Origin of the sequence: Allobosea sp. TAB14 (assembly GCF_052113865.1) — a bacterium.
GTDB lineage: Bacteria > Pseudomonadota > Alphaproteobacteria > Rhizobiales > Beijerinckiaceae > Allobosea > Allobosea spartocytisi.
This window is the reverse complement of the sequence record NZ_JBFRDQ010000236.1, coordinates 1-11,234: the sequence shown is the minus strand read 5'-3', so window position 1 is coordinate 11,234 and position 11,234 is coordinate 1. Positions and strand designations below refer to the sequence as shown.

At 67.1% G+C, this 11,234-nt stretch carries 10 protein-coding genes and 1 pseudogene; 8 read left to right on the top strand and 3 right to left on the bottom strand.

Going from position 1 to position 11,234, the window contains the following annotated elements:
• Window positions 1-411, top strand: a pseudogene (locus AB4Y99_RS24880) (urate hydroxylase PuuD); the annotation flags it as partial.
• Window positions 412-635: 224 nt separating this feature from the next.
• Window positions 636-3,137 carry a hypothetical protein gene (locus AB4Y99_RS24875; protein WP_441525200.1) on the top strand — a complete coding sequence of 834 codons (2,502 nt, stop codon included), beginning with the start codon at window positions 636-638 and terminating at the stop codon, window positions 3,135-3,137.
• A gap of 75 nt (window positions 3,138-3,212) precedes the next feature.
• On the opposite strand, the gene AB4Y99_RS24870 is transcribed toward AB4Y99_RS24875, so the two are convergent.
• Together AB4Y99_RS24870 and AB4Y99_RS24865 are read right to left on the bottom strand one after the other, a co-directional pair.
• On the bottom strand, window positions 3,213-4,271 hold the full coding sequence (locus AB4Y99_RS24870; RefSeq protein WP_441525199.1) for an NAD(P)/FAD-dependent oxidoreductase: 1,059 nt from the start codon (window positions 4,269-4,271) through the stop codon (window positions 3,213-3,215).
• Window positions 4,272-4,369: 98 nt separating this feature from the next.
• A complete protein-coding gene (locus AB4Y99_RS24865; RefSeq protein ID WP_038358693.1) occupies window positions 4,370-4,801 on the bottom strand; it encodes a GlcG/HbpS family heme-binding protein in 432 nt (143 codons plus the stop codon).
• Window positions 4,802-5,006: 205 nt separating this feature from the next.
• Between AB4Y99_RS24865 and AB4Y99_RS24860 the strand changes: the two genes are divergently transcribed.
• The 6 genes from AB4Y99_RS24860 (at window position 5,007) to AB4Y99_RS24835 (ending at window position 10,833) form a co-directional block, all read left to right on the top strand.
• Window positions 5,007-5,327: a BON domain-containing protein gene (locus tag AB4Y99_RS24860; RefSeq protein ID WP_441525198.1), complete on the top strand. Its 321-nt coding sequence runs from the start codon at window positions 5,007-5,009 to the stop codon at window positions 5,325-5,327.
• Between the two features lie 66 nt (window positions 5,328-5,393).
• Window positions 5,394-5,711 carry a rhodanese-like domain-containing protein gene (locus tag AB4Y99_RS24855; protein ID WP_038358691.1) on the top strand — a complete coding sequence of 106 codons (318 nt, stop codon included), beginning with the start codon at window positions 5,394-5,396 and terminating at the stop codon, window positions 5,709-5,711.
• Window positions 5,712-5,759: 48 nt separating this feature from the next.
• On the top strand, window positions 5,760-6,716 hold the full coding sequence (locus tag AB4Y99_RS24850; protein ID WP_441525197.1) for a YiiG family protein: 957 nt from the start codon (window positions 5,760-5,762) through the stop codon (window positions 6,714-6,716).
• Between the two features lie 100 nt (window positions 6,717-6,816).
• Complete coding sequence (locus AB4Y99_RS24845; protein ID WP_441525196.1) at window positions 6,817-9,126, top strand: xanthine dehydrogenase family protein molybdopterin-binding subunit; 2,310 nt, start codon at window positions 6,817-6,819, stop codon at window positions 9,124-9,126.
• Between the two features lie 143 nt (window positions 9,127-9,269).
• Window positions 9,270-9,701 carry a c-type cytochrome gene (locus tag AB4Y99_RS24840; RefSeq protein WP_441525195.1) on the top strand — a complete coding sequence of 144 codons (432 nt, stop codon included), beginning with the start codon at window positions 9,270-9,272 and terminating at the stop codon, window positions 9,699-9,701.
• Between the two features lie 193 nt (window positions 9,702-9,894).
• Complete coding sequence (locus AB4Y99_RS24835; RefSeq protein WP_441525194.1) at window positions 9,895-10,833, top strand: c-type cytochrome; 939 nt, start codon at window positions 9,895-9,897, stop codon at window positions 10,831-10,833.
• Between the two features lie 104 nt (window positions 10,834-10,937).
• On the opposite strand, the gene AB4Y99_RS24830 is transcribed toward AB4Y99_RS24835, so the two are convergent.
• Window positions 10,938-11,234: LysE family transporter (locus AB4Y99_RS24830; RefSeq protein ID WP_441525193.1), on the bottom strand; the 297-nt coding region annotated here is incomplete at its 5' end.

The following is an 11,234-nucleotide window of genomic DNA, read 5'->3' as shown; positions in this document are numbered from 1 at the left end:
GACCATGCGAAATCGCCCTGGTGGTGCTGGGCGGTGGCGATCCTGGCGCTCTGGCTTGCCTTCTGGGTGGCGATGTCGGCCTCGCCCGGCGGGCGCGAGCAGCTCGGCCTGAAGCCGCGCGAGCCGGGCAGGCCTGTGCTGCTGGCGGGGATGGCTCTGCCGCCGGCGGAGGTGACCAACATCGTCACCGGGCGCTGTGCGATGTGCCATGCGCCGGAGCCGTCCTGGCCCGGCATCCAGATCGCGCCGAAGGGCGTGCTGCTCGACGGTCCCGAGCAGATCGCCATCCATGCCCGCGCCATCAGGTCGCAGGCGGTGATGACCCATGCGATGCCGCCCAACAACCTCTCCGGCATGACGGCAGGCGAGCGGCGGGTTCTGGCCGCCTGGCTCGCCGAAAAACCACGCTGAAACGGTTTCGGCGGCGTATCGCTGCCGGTTGAAAGCCGTCTGTTTCGGCGATCGGATTCGGCCTTCGTTCAGCTTTTACGCAATTCGCTCACGGGTCCGTGATCGCGTTCAGATTCAGTTCATCTGCACACCACCAATGTCCTGCTCCACTAAAAGGCCGAAGGGAGGTTCCATGAAGGAGCCGTTCGCGCCTTGGGACCGTGGGGGTCCGTTTGAGACGCTTGGTGAATGCAAGGGGCGCCGGCTACCTGCTGGCGGCCATCGCTTTCGTTGTGGCATGGGTCGTCCTGTGCTGGCCCTGGCTTTCGGGGTCGGTGACGATTCCGTTCGACGCCAAGGCGCATTTCCAGGCGCAGGTCGAGTTCCTGGCGCGGGCACTGCACTCGGGGCAGTCGCCCTTCTGGAACCATAACGTCTTCGCCGGCTCGCCGCAGGTCGCCGATCCGCAATCGCTGATCTTCTCGCCCGCGATCATCCTGGCGCTGCTTTCGCCGGCGCCGGGCTTCCGCATGGTCGATGCCTTCGTGCTGCTGCATCTGCTGGTGGCCGGCTTTGCCGTGATCATGTTCTTTCGCGACCGCGGCTGGCATCCGGCCGGCGGGCTGATGGCGGCCCTCGTCTTCGCCTTCGGCGCCTCGGCGTCCTGGCGGATCCAGCATATCGGGCAGATCGAGAGCCTGGCCTTCTTCGCCATCGCCTTCTGGCTGACGGCGCGGATGCTGCAGCGCGGTTCGGGCTGGGCCGGCGTCTTCGCCGGGCTCGCCGCCGGGCTGATGGTGCTGAAGCCCGACCAGGTCGCGATGCTCGGCGGCTATGTGCTGATCGGCATGGTCCTGGCGCACTGGATTTCCGGCGGCTGGCCGTCCGTCCGGGCCTCGCTCGTCCCCGCCGCGCTGGCGAGCGCCGCGGGCCTCGCCGTGATCACGGTGCCGCTGCTCTGGACCTGGCTCTTCGCCGAGGCGACGACGCGGCCGGAGATCGGTCTGGGCGTGGCGACGACGGGGTCGCTGCATCCGGCGTCGCTGCTGACCGCCTTCGTCGGCGATCTCTTCGGCGCGAAGAACCCGAATGTCACGTTCTGGGGGCCTTATCTCAACCCGAACTGGGTGAAGGATCTGACCCTGTCGCAGAACATGGCGCAGATCTATATGGGCGCGCTGCCGATGCTGCTGCTGATCGCGCCGGGGCTGACGCGTGGCTGGCTCTGGGACAAGGCGGTCAGGCCGCTCACGCTGCTGCTGCTGTTCATGGTGCTGTATGCGCTCGGCCGCTACACGCCGGTCTTCCAGGTGCTCTACGATTATCTGCCGGGCGTGAAGATGTTCCGCCGTCCGGCCGATGCGACCTTCCTGATCGGCGCTCTCGGGGCGATTCTCTCCGGCTATGTGCTGCACCGGATGCTGACGGCCGAAGGCATCTCCTTCTGGCGCGATCTGCTGATCGGCGGTGCGATCGTGCTGGCGGTGGCGCTGGTCGCGATGCTGCTCTCGCGCAGCGAAGGGCATCTCGGCGATGCGTGGGCGCCCGTTCTGGCGGCCCTGGGCTGGTTCGGCGCGGCCGTGGCGCTGCTTGTCGTCCTGCAGCGCTGGCGCGGGGCGCTCGCGCYGGTCGCGGCGATGGTGCTGGTGACGGGCGTCGTCGCCTCCGATCTCGGCGTCAATAACGGCCCGAACGAATCGACCGCGCTTCCGCCGCAGCTCTACGACGTGCTGCGGCCGACGACGCACAACCAGACCATCGCATTGCTCAAGCAGTTGACGGCGCAGCCGGCGGGGTCGCCCCGCCGCGACCGGGTGGAGCTGCTCGGCATGGGATTCGAGTGGCCCAATGCCGGCATGGTGCACGGCTTCGACCATACGCTGGGCTACAACCCCCTGCGCCTCGAGGATTTCTCTGAGGCGGTCGGCACCGGGGACGGCATCGCCAATCCCGGCGACCGCAAGTTCACGCCGCTGTTCCCCTCCTACAACAGCCGGCTCGCGAACCTGCTCGGCCTGCGTTACATCGCCTCGCCCGTGCCGATCGAGCAGGTCGACCGCACCCTGAAGCCGGGTGATCTGACGCTGCTCGCCCGGACCAAGCAGGGCTATGTCTACGAGAACCCGAACGCCCTGCCGCGCGTGCAGTTCGTCGGCGGCTGGGCCTTCGCCGATTTCGAGAGCATGAAGCTCTCGGGCCGCTGGCCCGACATCGACCCGCAGCAGGCGGTGCTGCTCGACGCCGAGCCGCCGGTCGCCGCGCCCGAGGGACCGGCCGCGGTGCAGGCCGAGGTCAAGCTGACGAAATACCGCAACACCGAGGTCGAGGTCGAGGTCACCACGCCGGCCGCGGGCTTCGTCGTGCTCAACGATGTCTGGCACCCCTGGTGGCGCGCGCAGGTCGACGGCGTCGACACCGAGATTCTCAAGGCCAATGTGCTGTTCCGCGCCGTGCAGGTGCCGGCCGGCACGCATAAGGTCACCTTCAGCTTCCAGCCGCTTTCGGGCGCGATCGCGGAGCTCAGGGCCCGGATTTCGCCGCAGGAGCCGGAAGACACCTTGCCGCCGCCACCGCCCTATGACCCGGACGAGCCGCAGATCGTGGCGGCGCCGGGCGCGGACCGGATCCTGGCGGGGCCTTCGCCGGCCGTGCGCGATTCGCTCGGCCTCGGGGCCACCCAGCCGGGCGCCGCATCGCGCAATGGCACGGCCTCCGCCCGGATCTTCGGCGAGACCGAGGCGCACTGAGCGGGAAAGCGCCGAGTCCGGTCTCCGTCATTGCCTCGCTACGCTCGCAATGATGAAGCAGGTCGTCGCGCGATCTCAGGCGACGCCGAGCTTCTTCTGCAGGCTGGTCGAGGATGTCGTGTACTGGAAGGTCAGCCGCTTCTCCGGATAGACGTAGCGGTGGACCTTCTGGGCGCAGAGCGCGGCTTCGTGGAAGCCGGAGAGGATCAGCTTCAGCTTGCCCGGATAGGCATTGATGTCGCCGATGGCGAAGATGCCGGGCACGCTCGTTTCGAACTTCTCGGTGTCGACCGGGATCAGGTTCTCGTGCAGGTTCAGGCCCCAATCGGCGATGGGGCCGAGCTTCATGGTCAGCCCGAAGAAGGGCAGCATCGTATCGCAGGCGATCTCGAAGGTTTCGCCGGCATTGTCCCGGCAGATCGCGGCCTCGAGCTTGCCGTTCTCGCCTTTGAGCCCGGTGACCTGTCCGAGCTTCATGTCCATCCTGCCCTCGGCGACGAGAGCGCGCATCTGCTCGACCGAATGCGGCGCGGCGCGGAAATCGTCGCGGCGGTGCATCAGCGTGACGCGGGCTGCGACGGGCTGGAGGCTGAGCGTCCAGTCCAGCGCCGAGTCGCCGCCGCCGACGATCAGGATGTTGCGGCCGCGGAAGGCCTCCATCCTGCGCACGGCATAAAAGATGGAGCCGTTCTCGTAGTTCTCGATACCGGGGATCGGCGGCTTCTTGGGCTGGAAGGAGCCGCCGCCGGCGGCGATGACGACGGTCTTGGTGTCGAAGACCGTGCCGGCGTCGGTGGTGACGCGGAAGCGCGGTGCCTCGGGGCTGCCCGTCGGCTCGACCGACTCGATCATCTGGTTGAGATGGAAGGTCGGGCCGAAGGGCTTGATCTGGGCGATCAGGTTGTCGACCAGCGCCTGGCCGGTGACCATCGGGAAGCCGGGGATGTCGTAGATCGGCTTCTCCGGATAGAGCTCGGCACATTGGCCGCCGACCTTCGGCAGGATGTCGACGAGATGGGCCCGGATGTCGAGCAGGCCCAGCTCGAAGACGGCGAACAGGCCGCAGGGACCGGCGCCGACGATGACGACGTCCGTCGTGATGACTTCGTTTTCGTTGGCTGCCGCGTCGCTCATGGTCCTGCCTTCGATCCGGTCCAAACCGTGCGTTTTAACGAACTTTGCCGGAGGTGGAGATGAGCCTTCGCCTGCCGCTTGGCAAGTCCGGATCGGGCTCAGGCGCCAGTCTCGGCACGCAGACCGGCCGCCGCGATGCCCGCCAGCGCTGCGGCCTCGTCATTGTCGGAGGTATCGCCGGAGATGCCGACCGCGCCGAGCAGCTCACCCTCGGACGAGCGGATCAGCACGCCGCCGGGCACGGGCATGAGCAGGCCGCCGACCGCATGGGTGGCCGCCTCGATGAAATAGGGCCTGTCCTGCGCCATCTTGTGGAGCGCGCGCGAGCCGAGCCCGAGCGCGACCGCGCCATGGGCCTTGCCGAACGCGATCTCGCCGCGCTTGAGGCTGGTGCCGTCCTGGGCGGCGAAGCTCTTCTGCGCTCCGCGCGCGTCGATGACCGCGATGGCGAGCGGCTTGAACGCGTTTTCGGTGGCGTGGGCGAGTGCGGCGGAGAGAATCGCCTGGGCCTGGGCGAGCGTCAGCATCATGGGAACTCCGATTCTGTAAGGATGCGTGTTTTGCCAGCCGCGCGGCGTGCGGTGAAGCGCGGCTGTCGGCAAACTGTCGTGCGCCCACGGAGAAAATGACCGCAAACCGGGTTAGACTGCTTGAACTTCGGACGGAATCGGCAAGCAAGCCTTGCGCAGGACGTTCAGACCGGGCTTGATGGCTTGCCAAACCAAGGAGGTATCCATGGGTCTGTTCAGTTTCATCAAAGAAGCCGGTGCCAAGATCTTCGGATCGACCCCGGCCAATGCCGCGACGGCCGATAACCTACAGAAGGAACTGGCTGGCCATGGCCTGCCGTCCGACGTCAACATCCAGATCGACGGCGACAAGGTGAAGGTCTCCGGCAAGGCCGTCTCGACGGAAGAGGCGGAGAAGATCATCCTCGCGCTCGGCAACACCACCGGCGTCGCCCAGGTCGAGTCCGACCTGGACCCGGCCCATCATGCGCGACGCCGCGACAAGGAAACCGCGTGTCATGCCGCACCGCCGTTTCGGGGTGTTTGAGGCATTGGCGTTCGGGCGCGGCCGCCTTATCTCCGCTTCCGGATGCAGCGAAGGAAGCGACCCGCCATGACCGTGAACGACCTCGACATCGACGATATCAAGGCGGGCCTCGCCGAGGGCTCGATCCTGCTCGTCGATGTCCGCGAGCCGCATGAGTTCGCAGCCGGGCATATTCCCGGAGCCGTCTCGCGGCCGCTCTCCCAGTTCGACCCGGCCGACCTGCCGGACGAGCCGGGCAAGCGCATCGTCTTTTCCTGCGCGGCGGGTGTCCGCTCGCGGCATGCGCTGGCCTTCGCGCAATCGGCCGGGCTCGACATCGACAGCCATTATGTCGGCGGGTTCAAGGATTGGGCGATGCGAGGGGAGGCGATCTCCTTCGACTGACCGGATGGGTCGCGTTCCGCCGGCCCGTTCAAGACCAGGATTACTGCCATGCCTATCCGTATTCTGCTTCGCAGCGCGGTTTGTGCCGCCGCCATCGTCGCCGCCTCGCCAGCGATGGTGTCGGCGCAGAGCGTTCCGGCCCAGAGCGCAGCCTCGGCCCCGGCGGGCGAGGCCGAGCTGCAGGCCGCCATTTCCAAGTCGAACGCCTATACGGCGCTGATGAACCGCACGCTGCGCGCGATCCAGTCCTGGGAGCGCTATGCGAGCTGGGTCGACATGAAGAAGGGGCCGACCGGCAAGGAGCGCTACATCGATTACGGGCTCTACAGCCTCTACGACGTCACCGGGGAGATCCAGAAGGCGGAAGATGCGGCGGCGCGCGCCCCGAAACTGCCGGAGATCGACGCGACGGTGCTCAGCTACATCAAGGCCTATCAGGAGCTGGCGCCGCTGATCACCCGGGCCGAGCGCTACTATGACCGCAAGGACTATCGCGACGACAACCTTGCCGAAGGGCAGAAGCTGCATGCGCAGATGGTGCCGGCGGCGAAGACCTTCCTCGAGCTGCGCGCCAGGCTCGACGCCGGAATGCGCGTCTACAAGACGGCGCTCGACGCGCAGGAGCTGGCCGCGCTCGAGAGCCGCGAGGGCAAGTCCGCGCGCTGGCAGGTCCGCAACGTGATGGTCAACGCCCGGGCGGTCATCGACCTGATGCCGTCAAACGAGAAGCCGATCGTCGACCTCAAGGCGTTCGATGCTGCGGTCGCCGGCTATGCCGGGGCGGTCCGCGAGATGGACGATTTCAAGGACAAGAACCCGGGCAAGTCGCTCTTCGTGGACAGCCAGGCGAGCTCCTGGCTCGGCAGGCTGCGCGATTTCAGCAGCAAGCTCGCCAAGAGCAAGGGCGATGTCCGGCGCGGCGCGGCGAACGACGCCAACTGGATCGTGAGCAGCTACAACACGATGATCACGCTTTCGGAATCGGCGGTGCGTTTCTCCCGCTGACGCAATGCGTTGAACGCAGCCCCGACGCATAGGGCGCCGGGGCTGACGACATGCGGTTTCTGTTCCACTCTTTCATTAGAGCCAACTGAGGATATGCCTCATGCGTCCCATGAAATTCGGTTTCGGCCAGCCCGTGCGGCGGGTCGAGGATCAGCGCCTGACCACCGGCACCGGCCGCTATACCGACGACATCGCGGTTGAAGGCGCGCTGCATGCCTATGTGCTGCGCTCGCAATATGCCCATGCGCGCTTCACCATCCGCGACAAGGAGACAGCCCGCAGGATGAAGGGCGTGAAGCTCGTCCTGACCGGCGAGGATGTCGCTGAATACGGCGACCTGCCGTGCAAGGGCCATATCAAGACCGTCTCGGGCGAGATGTCGCAATCGCTGCCGGTGCCTGTGCTGCCGCGCGATACCGTGCGCCATGTCGGTGAGGCCGTCGCCTTCGTCGTCGCCGAGACGCTGGCGCAGGCGCGTGACGCCGCCGAGGCGATCGAGATCGACTGGCAGCCGCTGCCGGCCGTGACCGGCATCGAAGAAGCGCTGGCGAAKGGCGCGCCGCAGGTCTGGGCGGACAGGCCGGGCAATGTCGCCTTCGAGGCCGAGCAGGGCGACCGCGAGAAGACCGAGAAAGCCTTCGCCAAGGCGGCGCGCACGGTCTCCCTGACCATCGTCAACAACCGGCTGGCCTCCAACTACATGGAGACGCGCGCCTGCGTTGCCGAATACGACAAGGCCGAGAAGCGCTGGACGCTGACGCTGGGCAGCCAGGGCAGCCATGGCATGCGCGACCTCATCGCGACCTATGTGCTCAAGGTCGATCCCAAGCGCATCCGCGTGGTGACGCCGGATGTCGGCGGCGGCTTCGGCACCAAGATCTTCCTCTACCGGGAATATCCGCTGGCGATGATCGCGGCGGAAAAGCTGAAGCGCCCGGTGCGCTGGGTCGCCGACCGCAACGAGCATTTCCTCGCCGACACCCATGGCCGCGCCAACCTCGCCACCGCGACCATGGCGCTCGACGCCAAGGGCAAGTTCATCGGCCTCAAGGTCGATCTTTCGGCCGAGATGGGGGCGTGGCTCTCGCAATACGGGCCGTTCATCCCCTGGGTCGGCACGACGATGACGCCGGGCTGCTACAAYATCCCGGCCGTGCATGTGCKSTTCCGYGGSGTCTTSACCMACACCACGCCGRTCGAYGCCTATCGYGGMGCCGGGCGYCCSGAGGCCGCCTAYCTGATCGAGCGGCTGGTCGATGCCATCGCGCGCGAAACCGGCAAGACGCCGGACGCGGTGAGGGCGCAGAACTTCGTCAAGCCGTCCGAGATGCCGCACAAGACCCAGACCGGCCCGGTCTACGATTCCGGCGAGTTCGAGGGCCATATGCGCCATGCCATGCAGGTGGCTGACTGGAAGGGCTTCAAGGCCCGCCACAAGGCTGCGGCCAAGGCCGGCAAGATCCGCGGCATCGGCATGGCCAGCTATATCGAGGCCTGCGGCGGCGGCGGGCCTGAGAGCTCGACCGTGATCCTGGAGAAGGACGGCACCGTCACCGTGCTGATCGGCACGCAGTCGAACGGGCAGGGGCATGAGACGGCCTATTCGCAGCTCGTCTCGCAGCATCTCGACATCCCGATGGACCGCATCCGCGTCGTGCAGGGCGATACCGACCGGGTCGAGACCGGCTCCGGCACCGGCGGCTCGCGCTCGATCCCCGTGGGCGGGGCGGCGCTCAACAAGGCGACGGAGATCCTGACCGACAACCTCAAGCAGCTCGCTTCGGAGACGCTCGAGGCGGCCGTGGGCGACCTCGAGATCGCCAATGGCGCGGTTCGGATCGTCGGCACGGACAAGCAGCTCGACCTCGCCGCCATCGCGGCGCTGCCGGGTGCGACGCCAACGATGCTCAAGGTCCATCAAAGCTGGACGCCGCCGGAGGCGACCTATCCGAACGGCACCCATGTCTGCGAGCTCGAGATCGACCCCGGCACCGGCCAGACCGAGATCCTCAACTATGTGGTGGTGGACGATTTCGGCGTGACGCTGAACCCGTTGTTGCTGCAGGGGCAGGTCCATGGCGGCGCCGTGCAGGGCATCGGCCAGGCGCTGATGGAGGAGATCCGCTTCGATCCCGACGGCCAGATGCTGACCGCGACCTTCATGGACTATGCGCTGCCGCGCGCCATCGACGTGCCGAACTTCCATTTCGAGACGCGCAATGTCCGCTGCCTCACCAACGCCATCGGCGTGAAGGGGGCGGGGGAGGCCGGCGCCATCGGGGCCTGCCCGGCGGTGATGAACGCGATGGTCGATGCGCTCGACCGCGCCGCCGGGATCAAGGCGATCGACATGCCGGCGACGCCGGTGAAGGTGTTCAACGCGCTGAAGGAGGCCGGCTACCGGCTTTGATGCAAGGGCGGATTTGCAGCTTTGCAAGTCCGCTCACGCAAAAGCGACTTGGCGGCGGCGCGATCATCGTTTGATCTGGACGAGTTCAAAACGGCGCCGTCCGGCGCCCAGACGATTGCGACCTTGCCTCGAAGGGGACCTGAATGATCCGCACCGCTTTCGTGCTCCTGAGCCTCGCGCTCGGCGTCACCGCCGCGATGGCGGAGACGAACCCGATCGCCGAACGTCAGCAGACGATGAAGGCGGTCAGCGCCGCGACGCGCGAAGGCGCGGCCATGGCCAAGGGCGACACGCCATTCGATGCAGGCAAGGCGCAGTCCGTCTTCAAGACCTATGCCGATGCCGCCAAGAAGATGCCGACGCTGTTCCCGGACAGCTCCAAGAGCGGGGGCGAGACCACGGCCTCGCCGAAGGTCTGGGAGGATCAGGCCGGATTCAAGGCGGCCTTCGCCAAGTTCGAGGCGGATGCGGAGGCGGGCGCCAAGGCCGGCGATCTCGCCGACTTCCGGACCGCTTTCGGCGCGGCGACGAAGAATTGCGGCGCCTGCCACGAGGCCTACCGCATCAAGAAGTGAGGCGCGGCCCGGCCGTCCAAAGCTGCGCGGTGAAGCGGGCGCCATGGCTGGCCGCCCGCTTTTTCGTCTCGGATGGGAGCTTTCGCGCGGCGGCCACGTTAGAGTTAGGTTGATGTGAGATAGCCTGTTCACGGCGCCGTCCTGAGGCGGCACGGTCATGCACCGGTCTGCCGAAGGGATTGGGGAGTTCGCGATGCTGCTGCTGCGCCGCCTTCTGGTCACGCTCGTCCTGCTGGCGGCCGTCGCGCTGGGCGGCTTCTACCTGCTAACCGACCCGCGCATCGTCTCGCCCGCGCCGGAGATCGGTGCCTTGCCGGCGCCCGACCTCGAGAACGGCAAGCTGCTCTTCGCGGCCGGCGGCTGCGCCTCCTGCCATGCCACGCCGGGACAGGATGATCGCACGCGGCTCGGCGGCGGGCTGGCGCTGGCCTCGCCCTTCGGCACCTTCCACGCGCCCAACATCTCGCCGCATACGCGCGACGGCATCGGCAACTGGGGCGTCCAGGATTTCGTCGATGCGATGGCGGCCGGCATCGGGCGGCAGGGCGAGCATCTCTACCCGGCCTTTCCCTACACCTCCTACCGGCTGATCCCACCCAAGGCACTCGCCGATCTCTTCGCCTATATCCGCACCTTGTCGCCGGTCGAGGGCCGGGCGCCGGCGCATGAACTGCGCTTCCCCTTCAACATCCGGCGCCTGGTCGGCGGCTGGAAGCTGCTGTTCTTCCAGGGCGGTTCCTTCAAGCCCGATCCGACCAAGAGCGAGGCCTGGAATCGCGGCGCCTATCTGGTGAACGGTCCCGGCCATTGCGCCGAGTGCCATTCCAGCCGCAACGCGTTCGGCGCCGTCATCCCGGCGACGCGCTTCGCCGGCGGCCCCGATCCCGAGGGCAAGGGCACCGTGCCGAACATCACGCAGGACGAGGCCGACGGGCTCGGCAAATGGTCCAAGGAGGAGATCGCGGAGCTGCTGAAGACCGGCTTCACCCCGAGCTTCGACAGCGTCGGCGGGCCGATGGCCGATGTCGTGCGCAACACCGCACAGCTTTCCGACGCCGACCGGGCGGCGATGGCGGAATATCTCAAATCGCTGCCGGCGGTGGCGACCCCGCCGCGGCCGCAAGGGAAGTAGGCCGGAGGTTATGTCGGGGCAGCCACGGGGCAAATGTTGCCCTTCGTCCCCGTGAGCGCGGAAGCATCTGCTTCTGAGCGGTGGCTTAGAGCCGGCAAATGAGCTCAGGCAGACGAGCGCAGGCTGTCCACCATCAGCTTGGTGCCCAGGGCTCCGACCACAGCTCCGGCGGTTCGGTCGATCCAGACCTTGGAGCGGAGATAGGCCGCCTGCGGCGTGCGGGACGAGAAGCCGACGGCCACGACCGTGTACCAGCCGAACTCGATCAGGAAGAGCATCGGCGGCAGAACAAAAAACATCCAGGACGGTGTCGGGGACGGCAGCAGCGCGGCGAACATGGACGCATAGAAGATCGCCGTATTGGGGTTGGAGAGCTGGACGAAGAGCGCTCGCAGCAACGA